This window comes from Paraburkholderia sp. EG287B (assembly GCF_040965595.1).
GTDB lineage: Bacteria > Pseudomonadota > Gammaproteobacteria > Burkholderiales > Burkholderiaceae > Paraburkholderia.
The window spans coordinates 66317-90175 of the sequence record NZ_JBFRCG010000005.1 but is presented as its reverse complement, the minus strand read 5'-3'; the positions used below and the strand labels follow the sequence as shown (position 1 = coordinate 90175).

Here is a 23859-nt window from a genome sequence, read left to right as displayed (position 1 = left end):
AATGAACGGGAGCGGCGCGCGGCAGCGCGTCGTCCGGTATTAAAGCGGAGGATCGATGGGGCGGCGTGGTGAGGTTGCCGGCGCGACCACGCCCATCGAAACAATATACTTGAGCGCGGCGTCGACGGTCATGTCCAGCTCGACCACCTCGCTCTTTGGCACCATCAGGAAAAAGCCCGACGTCGGATTCGGCGTAGTCGGGACATAGACGCTCACGTGATCTTCCTGCAGGTGGTTGACCACGTCGCCGCCGGGAATGCCGGTGAGAAACGCGATCGTCCACGAACCCTTGCGCGGGTACTCGATCAGGAGCGCTTTGCGAAATGCATTGCCGTTGCTTGAAAGCAGTGTATCGGAAACCTGCTGGATGCTGCCGTACAGCGGTCCGATGATCGGAATGCGGCGCACCAGTGCGTTCCACCACTCCACCAGCTTCTGGCCGATGAAGTTATGCGTGAGCAGACCGACCCCGAAGATGAACGCGAGCGTGAGCACCGCGCCGAGTCCCGGCAGGCGCACGCCGAACATGCGCTCCGGCCGCCACGATTCGGGCAGCAGCAGCAGAGTCTGATCCATCGTGCCGATCACGAGGTTCAGCACCCACAGCGTGATGGCCAGCGGCACCAGCACCAGCAGGCCGGTCAGGAATACCGATTTGAACGTCGCTTTCTTGATCGTCATGTACACCGCCATGCGGACCGCGCGGCAAACGGGCTGCCGGCGCGGCTTCGGCGCGGCGCGTGTCCCCGGGAATGCGGGAATCGCGCCGCAGGTTTTTCAGGTCGAGGCTGCCGGACTGGGCGTGCTCGCTGGGCTGCTCGCGGCGGGCGCGGCTGCGCCCGCATCGCTGGAAGCGCTCGCAGCGCCCTCGCCGGCCGGCTTGCCGGCTTCCGACGACGGCGCGTTTTCGCCAGCCGCCTTCGCGTCGGTCGCCGCCGCGCTCTTGCTGCCGTTGCCGCCGCGGAAATCGGTGACGTACCAGCCCGAACCCTTCAGCTGAAAGCCCGCTGCGGTCACCTGCTTGCGAAACGTGTCCGCGCCACAGCTCGGGCACTGCGTCAAGGGCGCATCGCTCATCTTTTGGAGCACGTCCTTGTCGAAGCCGCACGACTCGCAGCGATAAGCGTAGATCGGCATGATCTCTATCCTGATGAAAATCTGATAATTGCTTGCAAAGCCTTGAATTATAGCCGCAAACCAGGATCGCCCCTGGCATTTACCGGGGTGGGGTGTCCTGCAGGGAGGTCGGCGGGTTGCGGCTGCCTCAATACAGATGAGGGCAGGTTGCGCGCACATCAAGAGCGCGCGCGGCCATGGAGGGCGGCGAGCGCAAGGCGTGAGTGCGTCGGACCGCTCAACCGGGCGACGGCGCGACGTCGTTGCGGCGCCACACGAGCCAGCGCTCGCGCCCGACGAACACGGGCAGCGAGTCGGCCACGGGCTGATCGTCGGCCAGCGTGAAGTACGGCGTGAGCAAGGCGTCGAGTTCGTCGCGCGCGATCGCGAACGGCGGCCCCTTGGGCGTCTCGCCGATGAAGAAGTAGCCCGCGAGCAACGCACCGGGCGGCAACAGCTCGGCCATGCGGGTGGCGTAGCTCGCGCGCTGCGCTTTGGGCAGCGCGCACAGGAACGCGCGCTCGAACACCCAGGCCGGCGTGAACGGCGGCGTGTAGGCGTAGAAGTCCGCCTCTTCGACGACACCCGCATACTGCCCCAGCGCCGCGCGCGCGCTCGCGATCGCGGCCGGCGCGAAGTCGATGGCGCGCACCGTGCGGCCGCGCTCGGCGAGCCAGCGGGCCTCCCAGGCGTTGCCGCAGCCCGGAATCAGCACCGCGGCCTCGGGGTGCGCGGTGGCGAAGGCTTCGAACTGGCGCTGCACGCCCGCCTGATCCCACGGCGTGAAGCCGCGCGCAAAGCGCTCGTCCCAGAACGAGGGCGACGCCGGGTCGCGGGTTTCGAACTCGGGCACGTCGCCCGGTTGCGGCGGCAGGGTCGGGTCGCTCATCGTCTCACTCCTTGTTCTCGTGGTCCGTCAGCCGCCGTAGGCGAACGCGAGCCACACGCGCGCCGCCACCATGCCCACGCCCACGGCCACGCCGAATACGAGCAGGCCCTGCAGCAGGCGGTTCGTGCGGCGTTGCTCGGCGAGCATCGCGCGGATCGTCTCGTCGTTCGCGAAGCCGCCCGGCTCCTGGCGATGCAGCAGCACCTGATGCACGAGGCGCGGCAATTGCGGCAGCGTCTTGCTCCATTGCGGCGCTTCGATCTTGAAGCGCTCGTACCAGCCGCGCAGGCCGATCTGCTCGGTCATCCAGCGCTCGAGATAAGGCTTCGCCGTTTTCCAGAGATCGAGCTCCGGATCGAGCGAACGCCCGAGGCCCTCGACGTTGAGCATGGTCTTTTGTAGCAGCACGAGCTGCGGCTGGATTTCAACGTTGAAGCGCCGCGAGGTCTGGAACAGGCGCAGCAGCACCTGGCCGAGCGAGATGTCCTTCAGCGCCCGGTCGAAATACGGTTCGCACACGGCGCGAATCGCGCTTTCCAGTTCTTCCACGCGCGTGTTGGGCGGCACCCACCCCGACTCGATATGCAGCGTCGCCACGCGGTGATAGTCGCGCTTGAAGAACGCGAGAAAGTTCTGCGCTAGATAATTCTTGTCGAAGTCCGACAGCGCGCCGACGATGCCGAAATCGAGCGCGATATAGCGGCCGAAATGCGCGGGATCGAGACTCACCTGAATGTTGCCGGGGTGCATGTCGGCGTGAAAGAAGCCGTCGCGGAACACCTGCGTGAAGAAGATCTCCACGCCCTCGCGCGCGAGCTTCGGAATGTCCACACCCGCCGCCCGCAGCTTGTCCACCTGGCTGATCGGCACGCCGACCATGCGCTCCATCACGAGCACGTTGGCCGTGCTGAATTCCCAGTACATTTCCGGCACGAGCAGCAAATCGAGGCCCGCGAAATTGCGGCGCAACTGGCTGCCGTTGGCGGCCTCGCGCATGAGGTCGAGCTCGTCGTGCAGGTACTTGTCGAATTCGGCGACCACTTCGCGCGGCTTCAAGCGCTTGCCGTCGGCCCACAGCCGCTCGGCCCACACGGCGATGTCGCGCAGCAGCGCGAGGTCGGAGTCGATCACCGGACGCATGTTCGGCCGCAGCACCTTGATGGCCACCGGCTTGCCCGCGTGCTGGCCCGACTTCACCTTTGCGAAGTGCACCTGCGCAATCGACGCACTCGCCACCGGCACGCGCTCGAACTCGTCGAAGATCGTGTCGACCGGTGCGCCCAGCGACTTCTCGATCAGGCCGATCGCCACGTTCGAATCGAACGGCGGCACCTGATCCTGCAGCTTCGCCAGTTCGTTGGCGATATCGGGCGGCAGCAGGTCGCGGCGCGTGGACAGCACCTGGCCGAATTTCACGAAGATCGGGCCGAGGCTTTCCAGCGCGAGACGCAGACGCAAGCCGGGCGGATCGTCGAAGCGACGGCCGATCGTGGTGATGCGCAGGAGCAGCGCGACACGCCGGTCGTTGATCCGGCTCAACATCATCTCGTCCAGGCCGAAGCGGATGACGGTGAAGAAAATCTTGAGGAAACGCAGAAAACGCATGTCTGGGGGGCCTGTTGACTAGCGCGAACCGCGCGGCGCAGCGCTTTGGCTCCCGCCGCCGGCCGGTGATTTTTGTTCGAGCCGCTCGATGCGCTTTTCCACGCGCGCCAGCGCATCGCGTGCGCGCGACAGCTCCTCGTTGAAGCCGTCGAGCTCGGCGCGCCGCACGAGCTGCGGATTTTCGTCGAGCAGATATTCCGTGACCGAGCCGAGCACGTTGCGCCCGGTGCGCAGGGCCTGCTCGCTTGCGGCGCGCGCGAGCGTGGCGATGCGTGAAGCCGGCGCGTCGCCGATCAGCTTCGCGAGGTCCTCTTCGGGCTCCCAGCGCAGATGCTCGGCGAGCTTGCCGATGACCTGCGCAAACTCAGCATCGCCCTCGATCTTCACGTGCTTCATCACGGCCGCCTGACCGCCCTGCATGAACGACGAGAGCGCGCCCGCGGGCAGTGACAGCGTCACATCGACGTCGCCCGCATCGTGATCCTCGACCGCGCCCAGATAGCCGTCCGGCTGCACGAGCAGCGTGAGCACGACGGGCGGACAGGTGAGGCGGGCCGTCTTGCCGGCATAGGGGGCGAGACGCTCGCGTGCCCACGTTTCGCGGGCGAGCAGGTGGTTGACGGCAGCAGCGAAGGGCTTGGCGGCAAGAGTCATCGGCATGGAATAAGAAAACCCGCTCGGGCACAAGCCCGGGCGGGTTCCTATTGTAACGTTCGAGCCACAGTATCGCGCCGCCGCCCTGCCCTGTCTCATGCGGCGCGGCGCCCGGAAGGCGCCGCACGCCGATCTGGATCAAGTCACGAGCCGCGCGGCCCGGGTGCCGACTCAGTGAGATTCGACCTGCTGGATGCCCGCGAGCAGCCAGCCTTCGCCCGACGTGCGCGACTTCGAGAGATTCCACACCTCGACGAACGGCGCGGCCGGCTCGCCCATGGCTTCGCGAATCAGGCCGGAGAAACGAACGCTCGCCAGGTATTCGCTGCCGCGGTCTTCCACGCCGAGCAGGTCCGCGTTGAGCTGCACGACGTCGGTCTGGTTGGGCTGCGCGCCGCGGCCCGCGAGATCGACGCGAATTTCGGCGAACATCTCGGGCGTCGTGAATTCGCGGATGTCGTCCATGTTGCCGGCGTCCCACGCGGCCTGCAGGCGCACGAAGTAGACCTTCGCATTGCGCACGAAGGCTTCCGTGTCGAAGCCGGCCGGAATCGATGCGGCTGCCGGCGTATCGATGTTCGGCGTGCTGACCGGATTGGCTTCAGGCGCGAGGTACTGCCCCGTGGGCGGCGCGGTGTAGCGCGGCTCCTGCGGCTGATACCCGCCCGACGACGGGTTCATGCTGTTCGACGAGTACCCGCCCTGGTACGCGGGTTCCGCGGCACGACGGCGGCTCATGAACTTGCGGATCAGCCAGACGGCGATAAAGGCGATGATCGCGATCACGATCATGTTGGCCATCATGCCGGCAAACGCCTCGCCAAGACCGAAGTGCGAAAGCAGCGCGGCGATGCCGAGACCGGCCGCGAGGCCCGCGATCGGCCCAAGCCAGCGATTGCGCGCCGGTGCGGCCGCAGGCGTGGGAGCCGGCGTGCCGGGAGCGCGCTGGGCTCCGGCCTGCTGCGCGGGATTCGTGGGGGTGGGCTGGGCCGGCGGCGGCGTGGTGCTGCGCTGCGTAGCTGTGGACGACTGCTTGCCGAAACTGCGGCCGCCACCCATGCGGCGAGCCTCTGCATCGAACGATGCGAGGCTGCCGGCAATCATCACGCCGGCAAGGGCCAGGACGCCGATTCGTCTGGCCCATGACGATGAAAGCTTTTTGGAAGCAACGTTGCAGGGCTCAGACATGGCGGAAATTCCTTTAAAGACAGTGAGTTGGGAACACTAATACTTTGTGCCGACGTGTAAGGCTACCACGCCAGCTGACAAATTGTAATATTTGACGGCGTCGAGGCCGACTTGTTCCATCATGGTCTTGAGTGTTTCCTGGTCCGGATGCATGCGGATCGATTCCGCGAGGTACTGGTAGCTGTCCGCGTCCTGGGCGAAGCGCTTGCCGAGCCACGGCAGCACCTTGAACGAGTAGACGTCGTACGCCTTCTTGAGCGGCTCCCAGACCTTCGAGAATTCGAGCACGAGCACGCGCCCGCCCGGCTTGAGCACGCGGCGCATCTCGGCGAGCGCGGCGTCCTTATGCGTCATGTTGCGCAGCCCGAAAGCCACGGTCACCACGTCGAAGTAGTTGTCCGGAAAGGGGATTTTCTCGGCGTCGCACAGGAGCGCCGGCGTGATCACGCCGTTGTCGATGAGGCGGTCGCGGCCCACGCGCAGCATCGACTCGTTGATGTCGGTGTGCCAGACCTCGCCTGTCGGGCCCGCTTTCTTCGCGAACGCCATGGAAAGGTCGCCGGTGCCGCCGGCGATGTCGAGCACCTTCGCGCCGGGCCGGATGTTCGCCTGCGCGATCGTGAACGCCTTCCACGCGCGGTGCAGCCCGCCCGACATCAGATCGTTCATCAGGTCGTAGTTCGAGGCGACCGAGTGAAACACGCCGGCCACCTTCTTCGCCTTGTCCTGTTCGTCGACTGTCTGATAGCCGAAGTGGGTTTTGCTCATCGCGCTCGTCCTTTCGCGGAAGGGTGTTCTATTGGTGTGCTGCGCCGCCTCTGTCAGAGATGCGGCGGGGCTGGATCGTAACAGGAAGCGTCAGTGGCAGTGGCCATGCGCGGCAGGGGGCGCCGCCATGGGGGCGTCGCGCTCGACGCCCGCCGCCTTCAGGCTGGCGAAATATTCCGCCCAGAGTTCGTCCTGGCGCGTGGCGAGCTCGTAGAGCTGGTCCCACGAGTAGATGCCGGTGTTGTGGCCGTCGGAGAACGTGGGCTGCAGCGCGTAGTTGCCGACACCTTCGAGCGCCGTGATCGTCACCTCGCGCTTGCCCGTCTGCAGCGTTTCCTGGCCGGCGCCGTGCCCGCGCACCTCGGCCGAGGGCGAATACACGCGCATCAGCTCGAAGGGCACGCGGTAGCTCTCCCCGTTCGCATACTGGAGTTCCAGCACGCGCGAAACGGCGTGCACCACGACGCCGGTCGGCACCGGCGTATCGGATTTCAGTCCACTCATGTTCGTTCCCGCTGTTGGACGCGTACTGGACGCAATTGGACGCGCATTGGACGCTCACCGCCCCCGCCCGCTCAGGCCTTAAGCCTGCTCCATTTCCTGGCGCACCGCGTCGCGCAGCAGCGTAGCCTGCGCGCGGCGCTGGCCCAGCATCGCCTCGGACACCGTGCGCTGGCGCGGCGCCCAGACGGGCAGCGGGAAATGGGCATCGTTCGTGAAACGCGGTATGACGTGCCAGTGCACGTGCGGCACCTGGTTGCCGAGGCTCGCCAGATTCACCTTCGATGGCTGCATGACGCGGCGCAGCGCACGCTCGACGGCGTACACGGCGCGCATCAGATGTTCCCGGTCGGCCGCGCCCAGGTCCGAGAATTCGGCGACGTGCGCATTCCAGATGACCCGGCAAAAGCCGGGATAGTCGGCCTCGGCAGTCGCGAGCACGACGCGCATGCGCTCGTCCTGCCACAGCAGATCGCCGCCTTCCTCACTGCAGAATACGCATGTCATCGTCGTCCTCGAACCCGTTCACGGAAAATTGAGCGCTGCCATTAGACCAGCACGCGCTCGATTCCGCCATTGTTCGCGTTCTGAACGTAGTCCGCCATCCAGTTTTCGCCAAGTATGTGGCGGGCGATTTCCACCACGATGTAGTCGGCTTCGATGTTGGCGTCTTCGTTGTACCGCGACAGACCCTGGAGGCAAGACGGGCAAGACGTGAGAATCTTGACGTCCTGCGTCGTACCCTGCCCGCCCGCTTCCTGCTGCGTCGCCGGCTGCACCCCGTTCGCGCCGTTGCCAACGATCGGAATGCCGCGCAGCTTCGCCGCGCCCTTGCGGATTTCCTCTTCCTTGCGGAAACGCACCTGCGTCGAAACGTCCGGGCGCGTCACGGCCAGCGTGCCCGATTCGCCGCAGCAGCGATCGTTCTTCTCGATCTTGTAGCCGTCCTTTTCAGAACCCATCAGCTCATTGACGAGCTTGACCGGATCCATCGTCTTGATCGGCGTGTGGCACGGGTCGTGGTACATGTAGCGCGTGCCCGTCACGCCGTCGAGCTTGATGCCCTTCTCGAGCAGGAACTCGTGGATGTCGATGATGCGGCATCCCGGGAAAATCTTGTCGAATTCATAACCCGCAAGCTGGTCGTAGCACGTACCGCACGACACCACGACGGTCTTGATGTCGAGGTAATTGAGCGTGTTCGCGACGCGGTGGAACAGCACGCGGTTATCGGTGACGATCTTCTCGGCCTTGTCGTACTGGCCCGAGCCGCGCTGCGGATAGCCGCAGCACAGGTAGCCCGGCGGCAGCACCGTCTGCACGCCCGCTTGCCAGAGCATCGCCTGGGTGGCGAGGCCCACTTGCGAGAACAGACGCTCCGAGCCGCAGCCGGGGAAGTAGAACACCGCTTCCGAATCGACGTTCGTCGTCTTCGGGTTGCGGATGATCGGCACGATCTTGTTGTCTTCGATGTCGAGCAGCGCGCGCGCCGTCTTCTTCGGCAGGTTGCCCGGCATCTTCTTGTTGACGAAGTGGATCACCTGCTCGACCACGGCCGGCTTGCCCGTCGATGCGGGCGGCAGCGCCGTCTGCTTCTTCACGACCTTCTTGAGCAGGTCGTTGCCGAGGCGCTGCGCCTTGTAGCCCACGCCCATCATCGCGGTGCGCGCGAGGTTGATGGTCTGCGGGTTGGTGGCGTTCAGGAAGAACATGCCCGCCGCGTTGCCCGCGTTGAACTTCTTCTTGCCCATCTTGCGCAGCAGATTGCGCATGTTCATGGTCACGTCGCCGAAGTCGATCTTGACCGGGCACGGCGTCACGCACTTGTGGCAGACCGTGCAGTGGTCGGCCACGTCGTTGAACTCGTCCCAATGCTTGATCGACACGCCGCGGCGCGTCTGCTCTTCGTACAGGAACGCCTCGACCAGCAAGGACGTCGCGAGAATCTTGTTGCGCGGGCTGTAGAGCAGGTTCGCGCGCGGCACGTGCGTCGCGCACACTGGCTTGCACTTGCCGCAGCGCAGGCAGTCCTTCACCGAATCGGCGATCGCGCCGATGTCGGACTGCTTCATGATGAGCGACTCGTAGCCCATCAGGCCGAACGACGGCGTGTAGGCGTTGCGCAGGTCGGCGCCTTCGAGCAGCTTGCCCGCGTTGAAGCGGCCTTGCGGATCGACGCGCTGCTTGTAGGCGCGGAACTCGGCGATCTCTTCGTCCGTGAGGAATTCGAGCTTCGTGATGCCGATGCCGTGCTCGCCCGAAATCACGCCGTCGAGCGAACGCGCGAGCTTCATGATGCGCGCGACCGCATGGTGCGCGTCCTGCAGCATCTCGTAGTTGTCGGAGTTGACCGGCAGGTTCGTGTGCACGTTGCCGTCGCCGGCGTGCATGTGCAGCGCCACGAACACGCGGCCGCGCAGCACCTTCTTGTGGATCGCCTGGGTCTCTTCGAGGATCGGCTTGAATTCGCCGCCGTTGAAGATCTTGCGCAGTTCCGCACGGATCTCCTGCTTCCACGAGATGCGCACCGTGCGGTCCTGAGTCACGTGGAAGACGTTGGCGTCGGGCTGCGCATCCACGCGGTCGGCGAACTTCTCCGCCAGCGCCTCGTAGCCCAGCTGCACGAGATAGTGCTGCGCCTCGCGCAGCGACAGATCGAGCTTCTCGCCCACGAAGGTCCAGCGCTCGCGCACGCGCTTGAGCAGGTCGAGCGCCTGCTGGACGCGGTCTTCGAGCAGTTCCGCGGAGGGAATCTCGTTCGCGTCGTCGGTCTTGCCGAGCGGCAGCTTGCCCGCCTTGAAGAACGCTTCGAGCGCGTCGACCAGTTGCAGCTTGTTCTTGATCGACAGCTCGATGTTGATGCGCTCGATGCCGTCCGTGTACTCGCCCATGCGATTGAGCGGGATCACGACGTCTTCGTTGATCTTGAACGCGTTGGTGTGCTTGGCAATGGCGGCCGTGCGGCTGCGGTCGAGCCAGAAGCGCTTACGCGCCTCGGCGGACACCGCGACAAAGCCTTCGCCGCTCTTGCCGTTGGCCATGCGGATCACTTCCGAGGTCGCGGCGGCCACCGCATCGGCGTCGTCGCCGACGATGTCACCGATCAGCACCATCTTCGGAAACGCGTTGCGCTTGCTCTTGGTCGCGTAGCCCACGGCGCGCAGGTAGCGCTCGTCGAGGTGCTCGAGGCCCGCGAGAATCGCGCCGCCCTGCTTCGACGTCTCGAACAGGTAGTCCTTGATCTCGACGATGCTCGGAATCGCCTCGCGCGCCTGGCCGAAGAACTCCAGGCAGACCGTGCGCGTATGCGCGGGCATCTTGTGCAGCACCCAGCGCGCGGACGTGATGAGCCCGTCGCAACCTTCCTTCTGCACGCCCGGCAGGCCGGCGAGGAACTTGTCGGTGACGTCCTTGCCGAGGCCTTCCTTGCGGAAGCGCTTGCCTTCGATATCGAGCGATTCGGAGCGCAGCAGCTTTTCGCCCGGCGCATATTCGCCGTCGAACCACTTCAGCTCGAAGCGCGCCACGGGAATGTCGTGAATCTTGCCCATGTTGTGGTCAAGACGCGTGACCTCGAGCCAGTTGCCCTGCGGGTCGACCATGCGCCACCAGGCGAGATTGTCGAGCGCCGTGCCCCACAGCACCGCCTTCTTGCCGCCCGCGTTCATCGCGACGTTCCCGCCGATGCAGGACGCATCGAGCGAAGTCGGATCGACGGCGAAGACGAAGCCCGCGGCGTCGGCGGCCTCGGTCACGCGGCGCGTGACCACGCCCGCGCCCGAGAAAATGGTCGCGACCTTGCGGTTCACGCCCGGCAGCTCGGTCATTTCGACGGGGCCGAGCTGCTCGAGCTTTTCGGTGTTGATGACGGCCGAGAACGGCGTGAGCGGCACCGCGCCGCCCGTGTAGCCCGTGCCGCCGCCGCGCGGAATCACGGTGAGGCCGAGTTCGAAACAGGCCTTGATGAGGCCGGCGATTTCGGCTTCGGTATCGGGCGTGAGGACGACGAACGGATATTCCACGCGCCAGTCGGTCGCGTCGGTCACGTGCGAGACGCGCGCGAGGCCGTCGAAGCGGATGTTGTCCTTGGCCGTGCGCTTGCCGAGCACCTTGGTCGCGCGGCGGCGCAGGTCGGCCATCTTCTCGAACTCGCCCGCGAAGGCGTCGATGGCGCGGCGCGTGGCGCCGACCAGCTTTTCCACGCGCGCGGCGCGGTCCACGCCTTCCTTGTCGGTGTGCTCCTGCAGGTCGGCGCGGCGGCGCTTCTCGATTTCGGCGAGGCGGTGGTTCAACGCCTCGATCAGGAGCGCGCGGCGCTTCGGATTGTCGAGCAGATCGTCCTGCAAATACGGGTTGCGGCGCACGACCCAGATGTCGCCCAGCACTTCGTAGAGCATGCGCGCCGAGCGGCCGGTGCGGCGCTCCGCGCGCAGCTCGGCGAGCGCGTTCCATGCGTCTTCGCCGAGCAGGCGGATGACGATCTCGCGGTCCGAAAACGACGTGTAGTTATAGGGAATCTCGCGCAGGCGCGGTTCGATGTCGGCGGCCACGGCGGCGGCGGCGCCGTGAGGATCGAAAACTTGAGGTGCGTTCATGGTTGGACGACTCTTTGGGCCAGTCCCGCGCACGGCTCGCGGCCGCTGCGACGGATACTGACGGGGCGCGTGGGGCGCTATTCTGAAATCGTGTCCGCCTGTGGCAGGCTGCGGACGAAAGGGGTGGGGAGGCACATGGCGGCAACGCTCACGCCGATGGTTCCCCGGCGCTCGGATTTAGCGACACGATCGTGCGTGGCGGGCGTGCCGCTGCGCCGCCGGGCGGGTTACGCGCCGTGCGGGCATCAAATGGGCTGTCCGAGGTTGCCAGTGCATCATCCGATCCTTGTTTCGAAAAAGGATTTTACCGCATGATCCGCACCCGCGCTGACGCCGCGTGGGAACCTGGTGAACACACAAGATTCACTTGCGTTGACGGGTAGTTTGCGCCTCATTGCGTGCGCTTTGACGATGATTTGCCTTCCGGCCGGTCGGCGAATCGCGCCGCCGCATCCAACGCCAGCCACCTTCCCGTGCTGCCAGCGCGGGAGCCGTTGGCGCTATCATTTACGCTTTCCCGCCCTGAACCCGCGCCCGGCGCGCCCTCGCATGGCCTCCCACGACGATTACCTGAAGAAAATCCTCACCGCCCGCGTCTACGATGTTGCCCGCGAGACCGAACTCGAGCGCGCCCCGAACCTCTCGGCGCGCCTGCGCAACGCCGTGTTCCTCAAGCGCGAGGACAACCAGCCGGTGTTCTCCTTCAAGCTGCGCGGCGCCTACAACAAGATGGCGCATCTCTCGCCCGCGCAGCTCGAGCGCGGCGCGATCACCGCCTCCGCGGGCAATCACGCGCAGGGCGTGGCGCTGTCGGCGGCGAAGCTCGGCGTGAAGGCCGTGATCTGCGTGCCGGTGACCACGCCGCAGGTGAAGGTCGATGCCGTGCGCGCCCACGGCGGCGCGACCGTCGAGGTCGTGCAGGCCGGCGAGTCGTACAGCGACGCCTACGCCCACGCCGTACGCCTGCAGGAAGAACGCGGCCTGACCTTCGTGCATCCGTTCGACGATCCCCACGTGATCGCCGGCCAGGGCACCGTGGCGATGGAGGTGCTGAGCCAGCATCAGGCCCCGATTCACGCGATCTTCGTGCCGATCGGCGGCGGCGGGCTGGCTGCGGGTGTGGCGGCCTACGTGAAGGCCGTGCGCCCCGAGATCAAGGTGATCGGCGTGCAGACCGACGATTCCTGCGCAATGGCGCAGTCGATCCAGGCCGGCAGGCGCGTGGAACTCACCGAAGTCGGCCTGTTCTCGGACGGCACGGCCGTCAAGCTCGTGGGCGAGGAAACCTTCCGCCTGTGCCAGCAGTATCTCGACGAAGTGCTCACGGTCGATACGGACGCGCTTTGCGCCGCGATCAAGGACGTCTTCCAGGACACGCGCAGCGTGCTCGAACCCGCAGGCGCACTGGCCGTGGCGGGCGCGAAGCAGTACGCGGAGCGCGAGGGCATTGAAGGCCAGACGCTGGTGGCGATCACCTCGGGCGCGAACATGAACTTCGACCGCATGCGCTTCGTGGCCGAGCGCGCCGAGGTGGGCGAGGCGCGCGAGGCGGTGTTCGCGGTGACGATCCCCGAGGAGCGCGGCAGCTTCAAGCGCTTCTGCGAACTGGTCGGCACGCGCAGCGTGACCGAGTTCAACTACCGCATCGACGACGCCGAACGCGCGCACATCTTCGTGGGCGTGCAGATCCGCAACCGCGGCGAGTCGCAGCAGATCGCGAAGACCTTCGTCGATCACGGCTTTCCGAGCGTCGATCTCACGGGCGACGAACTGTCGAAGCAGCACATCCGCTACATGGTGGGCGGTCGCTCGCCGCTCGCGCACGACGAACGTCTGTTCCGCTTCGAGTTTCCGGAACGGCCGGGCGCGCTCATGCGCTTTCTCTCGTCGATGGCGCCGAACTGGAACATCAGCCTGTTCCACTACCGCAACCAGGGCGCCGACTACAGCTCGATTCTGGTGGGCATCCAGGTGCCCGCCGCCGAAGATGCCGAGTTCCGCCGCTTTCTCGCCACGCTCGGCTATCCGCACTGGGAAGAGACGAGCAATCCGGCGTACCGGTTGTTCCTCGCGTAACGAGCGGCCATCGTGTCCGTTTCGCTTTCCGACAAGCTCGTCGTCGCCATTTCGTCACGTGCGCTCTTCGATTTCGAGGAGGAAAACCACGTGTTCGAGGCCGGCGACCTGCGAGCCTACGAGGCGCTCCAGCGCGAGCGCCTGAACGTGCCCGCGCGGCCAGGCGTGGCGTTCGCGCTGATCCGCAAGCTGCTCGCGCTCAATGACGGCGCACATCACGTGGAAGTGGTGATCCTCTCGCGCAGCGATCCCATCAGCGGTCTGCGCGCGTTCAGCTCGTGCCGCGAGCACGGGCTCGACATTCAGCGCGGCGTGTTCACGCGCGGACGCGAGCCCTGGCACTACCTCAAGCCGCTCAATGCGTCGCTGTTTCTCTCCGCGAATCCGGCCGACGTGAAGAGCGCGCTCGACGCCGGTTTCCCCGCCGCACGCGTCTTTCCGCGCATTGACCAAAATTCGGCGACAATGGCGGAACGCAACGCGCACGAGATTCGCATTGCGTTCGACGGCGATGCGGTGCTGTTTTCGGACGAAGCCGAGCAGATCTTCCAGAGCAAGGGGCTGTCCGCCTTCGTGAGCCACGAGCGCGACAACCGCGAACTGCCGCTCGCGCAAGGCCCGCTGCAGCCGCTGCTGGCCGCACTCAACCGTCTGCAGAAGCTCGCCGACGCGAACGCGCAAATGCGCATCCGCACCGCCCTCGTCACCGCGCGCTCGGCGCCGGCGCACGAGCGCGCAATCCGTACGCTGATGGCCTGGAACATCGAGATCGACGAAGCGATGTTCCTTGGCGGACTCGACAAAGGCCCGTTCCTGCACGAGTTCGAACCCGATTTTTTCTTCGACGACCAGATCCGCACCTGCGAATCCGCGCGCTCGGTCACGGCCACCGGGCACGTGGCAAGCGGCGTGACCAATCTCGCAACCGAAGCCAACGCATCATGACTCCCGACCAATCGCCACTCGGCAAGGCCTCCACCTACACCGAGCAATACGACGCTTCGCTCCTGTTCCCGATCCCGCGCGCGGGTGCGCGCGAGCAGATCGGCATTGGCGCGCAACTGCCCTTCTTCGGCAGCGATATCTGGAACGCCTACGAGCTTTCGTGGCTCAACGCGCGCGGCAAGCCGCAGATCGCGATCGCCACGTTCTTCATTCCCGCCGACTCGCCGAACATCATCGAATCGAAGTCGTTCAAGCTCTATCTGGGCTCGTTCGCGCAAACGCCGTTCGAATCCGCCGAGGTGGTGCGCGACACGATCAGGCGCGATGTGACGGCGGCTTGCGGCGCATCGGTATCGGTGCGGCTCGAGCAGCCGGGCGCGTTCGGCAAGATCCCGTTCGAGGAATTCGACGGACTCTCGCTCGATCGCCTCGATCTCGACACGGAGATCTATCACCCGGAGCCGACGCTGCTGAAGGCGGCCTTCGACGAAGCCCCGGTAGAAGAAACGCTGATCTCGAACCTGCTCAAGTCGAACTGCCCGGTGACGGGCCAGCCCGACTGGGGCAGCGTGCAGATCCACTACGTCGGGCCGCAGATCGATCAGGCGGGCCTGTTGCGCTACATCATCTCGTACCGCAATCACACGGGCTTTCACGAGCAGTGCGCCGAGCGCATCTTCATGGACATCCTGCGCGAGTGTAAACCGGACCGGCTCGCCGTCTACGCGCGCTACACCCGGCGCGGCGGCCTCGACATCAATCCGTTTCGCACCAACTTCAACATGCCGATGCCGGACAACGCGCGGCTCGCGCGCCAGTAAGCGGAAGCAACGCAGGCAAGCAAACGAAAACGCGCCGCAAAGACGGCGCGTTTTTCATTGGCGTGGCGATGCGATGGCGCTTTAATGCGGCAGCTCGGCCGCCCCCATGCGCCGCGCAATCACGGCGGTGCGCTGCGCGAGATAGGTCGAGTTGCGATGCTCGTCGAAGTACTTGGGACGCGGCAGCATCACTGCGAGCCGCGCCGACTGCCACGGCGTGAGCTTCGCGGCGCTCGTGCGGTAGTAGTAGCGCGCAGCGGCTTGCGCGCCGTACACGCCGTTGCCCCACTCCACCGAATTCAGATAGATCTCGAAGATGCGCTCCTTGTCGAGCAGCGTCTGCAGCATCCACGTGATGATGAACTCCTGGCCCTTGCGGATGTAGCTCTGTTCGCGCGAGAGGAACAGGTTGCGCGCGAGCTGCTGCGTGATGGTCGAGCCGCCGCGCACGATATGGCCGCGCTGCTTGTTCTTTTCCCACGCCTGGAGAATGGCGTCGGTTTCGTAGCCGTTGTTGTTGACGAAGTTCGCGTCCTCGGACGCGATGATCGCGCGCTTCAGGTTGCGCGAGATCTGCTCGTACGGCACCCATTCGTGCTGGATCGTGAGACCGGCGCGCTCGGCGGAAAGACGCGCGGCGTCGGTGCGCATGAACGCCGTGGTTTGCGGATCGACGAAGTTCCACAGCGCGATTTGCGCGAAGTAGAAGAGTTGCGTGGCGATCCACGCCATCGCGCACACCGAGACGACCCAGGTCAGCCAGCGCAGCGCGCCGGGACGTTTGCGCGACTGCGCGCGCCGCCCGCTGCCGCTCGCGACCGCCGCGGCCTGCGCACCGATGGCTTGCCTGCGCATGGCGTCGTCTCCGTTTTGTGCGAGCGGCGCTGCGCGTTACGCGGCCTGCGCGGCGAGCTGCGCGCGCAATGCCGCCAGCACCGGCGCGCCCTCGGGCCGCACGCCGCGCCACAAGAAGAACGACTCGGCGGCCTGCTCGACCAGCATGCCAAGGCCGTCGGCCGCGCGCGCGCCGAGTGCCTGCGCGTGGCGCATGAACACGGTGGGCTGCGCGCCGTACATCATGTCGTAGGCGAGCGTACCGGTGCCGAACGCGCGCTCGTCGCACTCGGGCAAGGCCGCATCGAGGCTGCCCGCCGTCGCGTTCACGATCACGTCGTAGGGCTTGGGATCGAGTGCATGAGGGCCACCGCCGTTGAGCAGGCAGCCGAACTCGCCCGCCGCGCCTGCGAACTGCTCGATGAGCGCGTGCGCCTTGGGCGCCGTGCGGTTCACGATGGTGATCTCGCGCGGCCGGCGCTCGAGCATCGGCAGCACAACGCCGCGCGCCGCGCCGCCCGCGCCGAGCAGCAACACGCGCGCCCCTTCGAGCGCAACGCCGAGGTTCACCTCGATGTCGCGCACGAGGCCGAAGCCGTCGGTGTTGTCGCCGAAAATGCCGTCCGCGTCGAAGCGCAGCGTGTTGACCGCGCCCGCCGCCGCCGCACGCGGCGAGAGCTTGTGCGCAAGCGCGTGCGCTTCCAGCTTGAACGGCACGGTCACGTTCAGGCCGCGACCGCCCGCCGCGTGAAAGGCCTGCACATGCTCGACGAAACCGTCGAGCGGCGCGAGCAGCCGGTCGTATTCGACGCGCTCACCCGTTTGCAGCGCGAACTGTGCGTGGATGTACGGCGACTTGCTGTGCGCCACCGGGTTGCCGACGACGGCGTAGCGGTCGGCGCTCACAACCGGCTTCGACTCGCTGGCACTCATTCGCGCGGCTCCGTGGCGTGCTGTTCGCTCGATTGTTCTTCTGCCGCGGGCGCGTCGCTTGCCGGCTCGCCTTCCGCTTCGCCCGCTTCCGCGACGGCTTCCGCTTCGCTTTGCGCGGACTCGTCGGCGGCTTCGATCAGCTCTTCGTCTTCGCCCGTATCCTCTTCGGCCGGCTCGCCGCTCGTCACGACGGGCGCGTCGAGCACGCGCAGCATGCGCACCGAAGCCTCGATGGTCAGCTCGTCGATCGACAGCACTTCCATCATCAGGCGCGTGCCGCGCGCGTGCACGCCGAGTGCGGGCACGTGCATGAGCAGCGGCACTTCTTCGAAGCGCACCAGGTCGTCCTTCACCACGCTCGCCGGGAATTCGCGGCGCGGCTCGCGGCCCGCCTCACCGCGCATCTCCTGCTGCAGCCAGCGCAGGCACCAGAAGTACTCCATGCGGCGCTGATGGTCGGCATAGGCGGTGTAAGTCTCGTCGAAGCCCTGCACGACGGCGAACAGATCGGCGTCCTTGGGCTTGAACGGCGCGACGAGCTTGGCGGCCACGCCGTGCTCCACGCAGGCGAGCAGCTGCCACTGGTTCACGAGGTCCACGTAGCGGCGCAGCGGCGAGGTGCTCCACGCATACTGCGCGACGCCGAGGCCTTCGTGCGGCGCGGCGTTGGTCTGCATGCGCGTGCGCTTGGGACCGGTCGGCGCGCCGAACGCGCGCTGCGAGCGATAGATGCCCGGCACGCCATGGTCGTGCAGGAAGGCGCCCCACGTGGAGTTCGCGAGAATCGCCAGCTCCGCGACGATCAGGTCGAGCGGCGAGCCGCGGCGGCGCGGCGAGATGGTCACATGCTCGCCTTCCACGTAGAAGTTGAAGTCGGTGTTGCGCTGGACCTCGCGGCGCAGGCCGTAACCGGCGCGTGCCTGCTGGCGCTTCTCGAACAGCGCCTGCGCGAACGGCCACAGCACGGCGATGTCGTCCTTGTGCGGATACTCGCCCGTGCCCGCTGCGAGCGTCTCTTCGGTGACGACTTCGTCGAGCGTGTTGTGACGCAGATTGCTCTTCACGAACACGCGCTCGGCGCGCGTTTCGGTCGCGACGATCTCCTGCGTCTCGCGGTTCACGATGCAGTAGAGCGACAGCGCCGGGCGCAGACCGCCTTCCTTGAGCGTGAACGCGTCGACGAAATCGTCGGGCAGCATCGTGATCTTGTCGCCGGGCATGTAGACCGTCGAAAGACGCGTGCGCGCGATCGTATCCGCCGTGTCGCCGCGCTGGATGCCGAGCGCGGGCGCCGCGATGTGAATGCCGATGCGCACGCGGCCGTCCGCCAGATGTTCGATCGAGAAGGCGTCGTCGATTTCGGTCGTCGTGACGTCGTCGATCGAAAACGCCTGCACGTGCTCGGCGGCGTCGGGCAGATCCTCGGGCAGCGTGCCCACTTCGACGGGCGGAAAACCCGTGCCGTGCGGGAAGAAGTCCGCGAGGAAGCGTGCTTCGTGCAGCGCGCGCGGCGAAGCGATGCCGCCGTTTTCGAGCATGAGGCGCGGCATCGAAATGCCACGCGCGGCAGCCGCCGCTTCGAGCGCCTTGTATTCGATGGCGTTCTTGTCCGGCTTCGTGAGGAGTCCGAGAGCCTTGCCCTTGAAGGCCTCGGGCAGTCCACCCGCCTTCAGCTCCTCTTCGTAGCCGGCCTGCACCAGCGCCTGCTGACGCTTGCGCTCGAGCGAGGCGAGCGCCATCTTGAGCTGCTCTTCGGGTGCGCGCTGATACTGGCCGCGCCCCTTGCGGCGAAAGTACACGGGCGAGCCATGCAGGCGCAGCACGAGCGCGGCGCGCTCGACCGGGCCGTAGGTTTCGCCGAAGTACTCGCTCGCGAGCGCCGTGTAGGCGAATTCCTCGGCGGGCGCGCACTCCCACAGGAAGTCGAGATCGATCTCCTGGGCGGCGGCGTCCGCCTTCTCCAGCAGTTCGCTCGCAGCCGGCTTTTCGAACTCGATCAGCACGTCCTTCGCGCGCACCTTGGCGCGCCGCCCGCCGGGCAGCTCGACCTGGAATGCATCGCCCTGGCGCGACAGCACGCTGCCGGCCTTGAAACTGCCCGATTCCTCAAAGAAAACGTTCACTCAATACTCTCGTTCAGACTTGCTTCGACCGCCGGCGCGGCGCGCGGGCGGTGCTGTATACATATAGGCGTTCGCACGCATCAGGCGGCATCGCAGAAACGGATCACTTCGTCGACGTAATCTGAGAACTCGCTGATGCCATGATCGCTGCCTTCGATCAGGTGTGTGGGCACACCCGGATAGTGCGCGAGCATCTCGCGGTAATCGAGCACTTCGTCACCGGTCGCGGCGACCAGATAGTAGCGCGCGGGTTGCGTCACCTTCGTCACGGCCAGCGCGCGCAATTCTTCCAGATGACGCGGTTCGACGACGATGCTGCCGCCGCCGTGCCAGAGCGGCTGCTCGCCGAGATACTTCGACAGATCGCGGTCAGGCACCACGGCGGGGTTCAGCAGCGCAGCGCGCCAGCCGTGCTTTTCCGCGAGATGCGTGGCGAAGTAGCCGCCGAGCGAACTGCCGATGAGCGTGACGCGCTCGCCCGGCTTCCACTGCGCGCCGATCTCCTGCTCGGCGAGCGCAATCGCGTCGCGCGGCGAAACCGGCAGCGTCGGGCACAGCCACTCGCCGCTGCGTCCCAGCTCGGCCATGCGCGCCGCCAAGAGGCGCGCCTTGAACGACTGGGGCGACGAGCGAAAGCCGTGCAGATAGACGATCACGCCGCGCTCCGTGCCGACAGCGCATCGAGCAGCTTTTGATGCACGCCGCCGAAGCCGCCGTTGCTCATCACGAGCACCTGGTCGCCGGGGCGTGCGGCTGCGACGACCGCCTTCACGAGCGCGTCGAGATCGTGGAAGGCGCGGGCCTTCTCGCCGAGCGGCGCAAGGGCACCGGCGAGGTCCCAGCCGAGCGCGTCCTTGCCGCTCGCTGCGCCGTAGCCGAATACGAGGTCGGCGTCGGCGAGACTGGCGGGCAGCTGCGCCTTCATCACGCCGAGCTTCATCGTGTTCGAGCGCGGCTCGAGCACGGCGAGGATGCGCGTGTTTTCGTGGCCGACGCGCGTGCGCAGGCCGGCGATCGTCGTTTCGATGGCCGTGGGATGGTGCGCGAAGTCGTCGTAGACGGTCACGCCGTCGACGCTGCCGCGCACTTCCATGCGGCGCTTCACGTTGCGGAACGTGGCGAGCGAGGCCGCGGCCTGCGCGGGCGGCACGCCCACGCTGCGCGCGGCGGCAATCGCCGCGAGCGCGTTCAGGCGGTTGTGTTCGCCCTGGATCTGCCAGTCCACCACGCCTGCACGTTCGCTGTTGTGATAGACGGCGAAGCGCTCGTCCACGGCCACGCCGTCTTCCGCCGGCAGCGCCTGCCAGCCGCCATCCACGCCGAAGCGCTCCACGTCGCTCCATACGCCGCGCGTGAGCACGCGCTCGAGCGCGTCCGAGCGGCCGTTCGTGACGATGCGGCCCACGCCCGGAATCGTGCGCACGAGGTGATGGAACTGCGTTTCGATCGCCGCGAGATCGGGGAAGATGTCGGCGTGATCGAATTCGAGGTTGTTGAGCAGCGCCGTGTGCGGACGGTAATGAACGAACTTCGAGCGCTTGTCGAAGAACGCCGTGTCGTACTCGTCGGCTTCGATCACGAAGAAGCTCGAATCGGTCAGGCGCGCGGATACGCCGAAATTCAGCGGCACGCCGCCGATCAGGAAGCCGGGATTGAGGCCCGCGTCTTCAAGCAGCCACGTGAGCATCGAGCTCGTGGTGGTCTTGCCGTGCGTGCCCGCCACCGCGAGCACCCACTTGTCGCGCATCACGTGTTCGCCGAGCCATTGCGGACCCGACGTGTACGGCAAGCCGCGATTGAGGATCTCCTCCATCAGCGGGTTGCCGCGCGTGACCACATTGCCGATCACGTAGAGATCGGGCTTGAGTTCGGTCTGGCTCGCGTCGTAACCCTCGATGAGGCGGATGCCCTGCGCTTCGAGCTGGGTGCTCATCGGCGGGTACACGCCGGCGTCGCAGCCGGTCACCGTGTGGCCCGCGCTGCGCGCGAGCACCGCGAGTCCGCCCATGAACGTGCCGCAGATGCCGAGGATATGGATGTGCATAAGCCTGTCGCGCCGCGCGGGCGTCGTGAACGCGTTGATCGGTTTGATCGGGTTGAAAAGGACGGGGAAGCTGGAACGACGGCAGCCCTGCGCCGCCGCAGCAAAGAACCGGTATTGTACCCGAGGCCCTGAGCCCTATTGGCTCGACCTCGGCCCCCGCAGCGACGGAAAATCCCTGGGCACCCGGCAGCAGGTGCGGCGCAGTGGCCGCCTGCAGGAGCCCAAGGCGATCTCTAGTATCATTCAAGGATGGTTCGCAGATCACATTTCGATCCCCAGCGCGTGCGCGAGGAAATCGCCATCGCGGCAGCAAGGATGATCGCCGAGGACGGCCTCGACTACGCCACCGCCAAACGCAAGGCAGCCCGGCAGGTGGTCGGGGAAACGCGTATCGAAGGCACCTGGCTGCCCGACAACGACCAGATCGAGGAAGAGATCCGCGAATATCAGGCCCTCTTTCAGAGCGACAGCCAGCCGGTGGTGCTGCGCCGCCTGCGCGAGATCGCGCTCGAATGGATGCAGCGGCTCGAGGCGTTCAACCCGTTCCTGACCGGCGCGGTGCTCAACGGCACGGCGGGCGAGCACTCCGACATCCACCTGCAGATTTTTTGTGACAACGCGAAGGATGTCGCGATCTGGCTCCTGAACGCGAACGTGCAGTACGACGTGTCGGAAACGCGCCATTTCGCGGCGCGCGGCTTCGTGGAGACACTCAGCTTCATGTGGCGCCCGTCACGCGCTGAGGAGCCGGTGGGCATACACGTTGCACTCTACAATACGGACGACTTGCGCGGCGCCGTGCGCGCCGACGCGCGTGGCAGGCTGCCGCGCGCCAATGCGCAGGCCCTCCAGGCGCTGATCGACGAGAGCGGCGCCACTTCTTCCACAACCTGATAACGGCAGCGATGAATACGAAGCGGATTCTGGCCGGCGTGGCAGTGGCGGCAATCGCCGCAGGCGGCGGCATACTGGCTGGGCACTGGGCCACGAGCGGCAGCGCCGGCGTGGCCGACGCGGCCTCGGTAAGCGCGGCCTCGGCGAGCGCGAGCGGCAAGCAGAATGCGGTCGGCCAGCTCTGGTCGGCGGCGGTCACGAACCCGGACGGCAAGGCGCAATCGCTCGCCATCTACAAGGGCCGGCCGATCGTGGTCAACTTCTGGGCCTCCTGGTGCGGCCCGTGCGTCGAGGAAATGCCGGAGCTTTCCGCGCTCCAGCGCGAGTACGCGAAGAAGGGGATTCAGTTCGTCGGCGTCGGCGTGGATTCGGCCGCGAACATCAAGACGTTCCTCAAGAAGGTGCCCGTCGATTACCCGATCTACATCGCCGGCTTCGGCGGCGCGGACGTCGCGCGCGCATTCGGCAACAACGCAGGCGGCTTACCTTACACGGTGGTAATCGACGCGAACGGCGCCGTTCGTGCGACAAAATTAGGGCAAATCAAGCCGGACGAGCTTCGACGCACGCTCGACGCGCTTTGACGCAGCGGAATGTTTGACACAATCTTAAGCGCCATAACGTAGCTTTTGCCGTAAGAATCCTGTGATTTGACTGAAGATCGGCCCGGACCCTCGCCGCAAGACGTAGTCAGGGCCATATCCCCTTATCGGAAAACTAGACAAATTTCTCTAATCGGCGCTAAAGTTCGCGCAATTCCACGGAAAAAGAAGCGACCATGACGCGACTGCTGGTTCTGCACGGCCCCAACCTCAATCTTCTCGGCACCCGGGAACCGGAGGTGTATGGGCGCGTGACGCTGCCGCAGATCGATCAGGCGCTCTCCGACCGTGCCGCGGACGCCGGCGTCGAGCTCGCGACCTTCCAGAGCAACCACGAAGGCGCGCTGGTCGACCGCATCCAGTCGGCCCGCACCGAGCAGACCGACTTCATCCTGATCAACCCGGCCGCGTACACGCATACGAGCGTGGCGATCCGGGATGCGCTGGCAGGCGTCGGCATCCCGTTCGTCGAGATTCACCTGTCGAACGTGCATCGCCGCGAGTCCTTCCGGCACCATTCGTATTTTTCCGACCAGGCCGAAGGCGTGATTTGCGGCCTCGGCTGGAAGGGTTATCTCTACGCGCTCGAATACGCGCTCGACCGGCTCGCTGCCCGGTCGGCGGCCTGATTCCCGCGCCGGATGACCGCCAATACCTGAACAACAACCCGTGCCGGGACGCGCGCGCCCCGGCACTTCACGTATTCAAAGTAAAAGGGGCTGCACCATGGATCTACGTAAGCTGAAGACTCTGATCGACCTCGTCTCCGAATCGGGCATCTCGGAGCTCGAAGTGACCGAGGGTGAAGGCAAGGTGCGCATCGTCAAGAACGCGCCGCCCGTTTACGTGCAGCCGGGCCCCGCGCAATACGCGGCGCCGGCCATGGGTGCTCCGCTCGCAGCGCCCGCCCATGTCGGCGAAGCCGCCGCTGCGGCTCCCGCCGCGCCCGCCGTGCCGCAGGGCCACGTCGTGACCTCGCCGATGGTGGGCACGTTCTACCGCGCGCCGTCGCCGGGCGCCGACCCGTTCGTCCAGGTTGGCGACACGGTCAAGGAAGGCCAGACGCTTTGCATCATCGAAGCGATGAAGCTGCTCAACGAGATCGAGTCGGATACGGCCGGCGTGGTCAAGGAAATCCTCGTCGAGAACGGCCAGGCAGTCGAATACGGCCAGCCGCTCTACGTGATCGCCTAAGCATTTCTGCGCGCGGCAGCGGTCTTTCTTTTTTGGCCGCGCCGCGTTCGTCGCGTTTGGCGCCCCATGACGGCGAC

Annotated in this window: 22 protein-coding genes; 7 read left to right on the top strand and 15 right to left on the bottom strand. The window is 66.1% G+C overall.

What is annotated here, in order from left to right:
• Positions 1-39: 39 nt before the first annotated feature.
• The 10 genes from AB4Y40_RS10000 to AB4Y40_RS09955 all read right to left on the bottom strand — a co-directional run bounded on the left by AB4Y40_RS10000 (position 40) and on the right by AB4Y40_RS09955 (position 11316).
• Positions 40-681, bottom strand: coding sequence for a DUF502 domain-containing protein (locus tag AB4Y40_RS10000; RefSeq protein ID WP_042266455.1), 642 nt, complete (start codon positions 679-681; stop codon positions 40-42).
• A gap of 96 nt (positions 682-777) precedes the next feature.
• On the bottom strand, positions 778-1137 hold the full coding sequence (locus tag AB4Y40_RS09995; RefSeq protein WP_368687539.1) for an FmdB family zinc ribbon protein: 360 nt from the start codon (positions 1135-1137) through the stop codon (positions 778-780).
• Positions 1138-1354: 217 nt separating this feature from the next.
• Positions 1355-2005, bottom strand: coding sequence for a methyltransferase domain-containing protein (locus AB4Y40_RS09990; protein WP_368687538.1), 651 nt, complete (start codon positions 2003-2005; stop codon positions 1355-1357).
• 27 nt (positions 2006-2032) lie between these two features.
• Positions 2033-3610, bottom strand: coding sequence for a ubiquinone biosynthesis regulatory protein kinase UbiB (gene ubiB, locus AB4Y40_RS09985; RefSeq protein WP_368687537.1), 1578 nt, complete (start codon positions 3608-3610; stop codon positions 2033-2035).
• Between the two features lie 18 nt (positions 3611-3628).
• Positions 3629-4264 (bottom strand): SCP2 domain-containing protein, encoded by a 636-nt coding sequence (locus tag AB4Y40_RS09980; protein ID WP_368687755.1) that lies wholly within the window; start codon positions 4262-4264, stop codon positions 3629-3631.
• A 171-nt stretch (positions 4265-4435) separates the two neighbouring features.
• Positions 4436-5452: a Tim44 domain-containing protein gene (locus AB4Y40_RS09975; RefSeq protein ID WP_368687536.1), complete on the bottom strand. Its 1017-nt coding sequence runs from the start codon at positions 5450-5452 to the stop codon at positions 4436-4438.
• A gap of 36 nt (positions 5453-5488) precedes the next feature.
• On the bottom strand, positions 5489-6220 hold the full coding sequence (gene ubiE, locus AB4Y40_RS09970) for a bifunctional demethylmenaquinone methyltransferase/2-methoxy-6-polyprenyl-1,4-benzoquinol methylase UbiE (protein WP_133182926.1): 732 nt from the start codon (positions 6218-6220) through the stop codon (positions 5489-5491).
• 90 nt (positions 6221-6310) lie between these two features.
• Complete coding sequence (locus tag AB4Y40_RS09965) at positions 6311-6724, bottom strand: gamma-butyrobetaine hydroxylase-like domain-containing protein (RefSeq protein WP_368687535.1); 414 nt, start codon at positions 6722-6724, stop codon at positions 6311-6313.
• A 78-nt stretch (positions 6725-6802) separates the two neighbouring features.
• The gene (locus AB4Y40_RS09960) at positions 6803-7228 is read right to left on the bottom strand and encodes an HIT family protein (protein ID WP_342921248.1); all 426 of its coding nucleotides are present in this window, start codon (positions 7226-7228) and stop codon (positions 6803-6805) included.
• 41 nt (positions 7229-7269) lie between these two features.
• Positions 7270-11316: a DUF3683 domain-containing protein gene (locus tag AB4Y40_RS09955; protein ID WP_368687534.1), complete on the bottom strand. Its 4047-nt coding sequence runs from the start codon at positions 11314-11316 to the stop codon at positions 7270-7272.
• Positions 11317-11865: 549 nt separating this feature from the next.
• Between AB4Y40_RS09955 and ilvA the strand changes: the two genes are divergently transcribed.
• From ilvA to queF, 3 genes are read left to right on the top strand one after another with little or no spacing between them, the layout of a single operon-like run.
• Positions 11866-13392 carry a threonine ammonia-lyase, biosynthetic gene (gene ilvA, locus AB4Y40_RS09950; RefSeq protein ID WP_368687533.1) on the top strand — a complete coding sequence of 509 codons (1527 nt, stop codon included), beginning with the start codon at positions 11866-11868 and terminating at the stop codon, positions 13390-13392.
• Positions 13393-13404: 12 nt separating this feature from the next.
• Positions 13405-14337 carry a 5'-nucleotidase gene (locus AB4Y40_RS09945; RefSeq protein ID WP_368687532.1) on the top strand — a complete coding sequence of 311 codons (933 nt, stop codon included), beginning with the start codon at positions 13405-13407 and terminating at the stop codon, positions 14335-14337.
• A complete protein-coding gene (queF, locus tag AB4Y40_RS09940; protein ID WP_342924483.1) occupies positions 14334-15158 on the top strand; it encodes an NADPH-dependent 7-cyano-7-deazaguanine reductase QueF in 825 nt (274 codons plus the stop codon). Before AB4Y40_RS09945 ends, queF begins: the two co-directional genes overlap by 4 nt.
• An 81-nt stretch (positions 15159-15239) precedes the next feature.
• Here the strand turns inward: queF and mtgA are convergent, their stop codons facing one another.
• The 5 genes from mtgA to mpl form a co-directional block, all read right to left on the bottom strand.
• Entirely contained in the window at positions 15240-16013 is a 774-nt protein-coding gene (gene mtgA, locus AB4Y40_RS09935) for a monofunctional biosynthetic peptidoglycan transglycosylase (RefSeq protein ID WP_368687531.1), read from the bottom strand.
• Between the two features lie 36 nt (positions 16014-16049).
• Positions 16050-16925, bottom strand: a complete 876-nt coding sequence (aroE, locus tag AB4Y40_RS09930; RefSeq protein ID WP_368687530.1) for a shikimate dehydrogenase — start codon at positions 16923-16925, stop codon at positions 16050-16052.
• Entirely contained in the window at positions 16922-19048 is a 2127-nt protein-coding gene (locus AB4Y40_RS09925) for a ribonuclease catalytic domain-containing protein (RefSeq protein WP_368687529.1), read from the bottom strand. The genes aroE and AB4Y40_RS09925 overlap by 4 nt, the downstream gene beginning before the upstream one ends.
• An 80-nt stretch (positions 19049-19128) precedes the next feature.
• Positions 19129-19704 carry a YqiA/YcfP family alpha/beta fold hydrolase gene (locus tag AB4Y40_RS09920; RefSeq protein WP_368687528.1) on the bottom strand — a complete coding sequence of 192 codons (576 nt, stop codon included), beginning with the start codon at positions 19702-19704 and terminating at the stop codon, positions 19129-19131.
• Positions 19701-21092 carry a UDP-N-acetylmuramate:L-alanyl-gamma-D-glutamyl-meso-diaminopimelate ligase gene (gene mpl / locus AB4Y40_RS09915; RefSeq protein ID WP_368687527.1) on the bottom strand — a complete coding sequence of 464 codons (1392 nt, stop codon included), beginning with the start codon at positions 21090-21092 and terminating at the stop codon, positions 19701-19703. The genes AB4Y40_RS09920 and mpl overlap by 4 nt, the downstream gene beginning before the upstream one ends.
• 249 nt (positions 21093-21341) lie before the next feature.
• Between mpl and AB4Y40_RS09910 the strand changes: the two genes are divergently transcribed.
• The 4 genes from AB4Y40_RS09910 to accB all read left to right on the top strand — a co-directional run bounded on the left by AB4Y40_RS09910 (position 21342) and on the right by accB (position 23782).
• On the top strand, positions 21342-21986 hold the full coding sequence (locus AB4Y40_RS09910) for a UDP-N-acetylmuramate--alanine ligase (protein WP_368687526.1): 645 nt from the start codon (positions 21342-21344) through the stop codon (positions 21984-21986).
• An 11-nt stretch (positions 21987-21997) separates the two neighbouring features.
• Complete coding sequence (locus AB4Y40_RS09905) at positions 21998-22570, top strand: TlpA family protein disulfide reductase (protein ID WP_368687525.1); 573 nt, start codon at positions 21998-22000, stop codon at positions 22568-22570.
• Between the two features lie 194 nt (positions 22571-22764).
• Complete coding sequence (gene aroQ / locus AB4Y40_RS09900; RefSeq protein WP_042270394.1) at positions 22765-23217, top strand: type II 3-dehydroquinate dehydratase; 453 nt, start codon at positions 22765-22767, stop codon at positions 23215-23217.
• 97 nt (positions 23218-23314) lie between these two features.
• The gene (accB, locus tag AB4Y40_RS09895) at positions 23315-23782 is read left to right on the top strand and encodes an acetyl-CoA carboxylase biotin carboxyl carrier protein (RefSeq protein ID WP_342924476.1); all 468 of its coding nucleotides are present in this window, start codon (positions 23315-23317) and stop codon (positions 23780-23782) included.
• Positions 23783-23859: the final 77 nt, after the last annotated feature.

Excerpts from the sequence above, each read along its gene's own strand:
- AB4Y40_RS10000 (WP_042266455.1), bottom strand. The coding sequence starts at position 681 with ATGACGATCAAGAAAGCGACGTTCAAATCGGTATTCCTGACCGGCCTG.
- AB4Y40_RS09995 (WP_368687539.1), bottom strand. The coding sequence starts at position 1,137 with ATGCCGATCTACGCTTATCGCTGCGAGTCGTGCGGCTTCGACAAGGAC.
- AB4Y40_RS09990 (WP_368687538.1), bottom strand. The coding sequence starts at position 2,005 with ATGAGCGACCCGACCCTGCCGCCGCAACCGGGCGACGTGCCCGAGTTC.
- ubiB (WP_368687537.1), bottom strand. The coding sequence starts at position 3,610 with ATGCGTTTTCTGCGTTTCCTCAAGATTTTCTTCACCGTCATCCGCTTC.
- AB4Y40_RS09980 (WP_368687755.1), bottom strand. The coding sequence starts at position 4,264 with ATGACTCTTGCCGCCAAGCCCTTCGCTGCTGCCGTCAACCACCTGCTC.
- AB4Y40_RS09975 (WP_368687536.1), bottom strand. The coding sequence starts at position 5,452 with ATGTCTGAGCCCTGCAACGTTGCTTCCAAAAAGCTTTCATCGTCATGG.
- ubiE (WP_133182926.1), bottom strand. The coding sequence starts at position 6,220 with ATGAGCAAAACCCACTTCGGCTATCAGACAGTCGACGAACAGGACAAG.
- AB4Y40_RS09965 (WP_368687535.1), bottom strand. The coding sequence starts at position 6,724 with ATGAGTGGACTGAAATCCGATACGCCGGTGCCGACCGGCGTCGTGGTG.
- AB4Y40_RS09960 (WP_342921248.1), bottom strand. The coding sequence starts at position 7,228 with ATGACATGCGTATTCTGCAGTGAGGAAGGCGGCGATCTGCTGTGGCAG.
- AB4Y40_RS09955 (WP_368687534.1), bottom strand. The coding sequence starts at position 11,316 with ATGAACGCACCTCAAGTTTTCGATCCTCACGGCGCCGCCGCCGCCGTG.
- ilvA (WP_368687533.1), top strand. The coding sequence starts at position 11,866 with ATGGCCTCCCACGACGATTACCTGAAGAAAATCCTCACCGCCCGCGTC.
- queF (WP_342924483.1), top strand. The coding sequence starts at position 14,334 with ATGACTCCCGACCAATCGCCACTCGGCAAGGCCTCCACCTACACCGAG.
- mtgA (WP_368687531.1), bottom strand. The coding sequence starts at position 16,013 with ATGCGCAGGCAAGCCATCGGTGCGCAGGCCGCGGCGGTCGCGAGCGGC.
- aroE (WP_368687530.1), bottom strand. The coding sequence starts at position 16,925 with ATGAGTGCCAGCGAGTCGAAGCCGGTTGTGAGCGCCGACCGCTACGCC.
- mpl (WP_368687527.1), bottom strand. The coding sequence starts at position 21,092 with ATGCACATCCATATCCTCGGCATCTGCGGCACGTTCATGGGCGGACTC.
- AB4Y40_RS09910 (WP_368687526.1), top strand. The coding sequence starts at position 21,342 with ATGGTTCGCAGATCACATTTCGATCCCCAGCGCGTGCGCGAGGAAATC.
- AB4Y40_RS09905 (WP_368687525.1), top strand. The coding sequence starts at position 21,998 with ATGAATACGAAGCGGATTCTGGCCGGCGTGGCAGTGGCGGCAATCGCC.
- aroQ (WP_042270394.1), top strand. The coding sequence starts at position 22,765 with ATGACGCGACTGCTGGTTCTGCACGGCCCCAACCTCAATCTTCTCGGC.
- accB (WP_342924476.1), top strand. The coding sequence starts at position 23,315 with ATGGATCTACGTAAGCTGAAGACTCTGATCGACCTCGTCTCCGAATCG.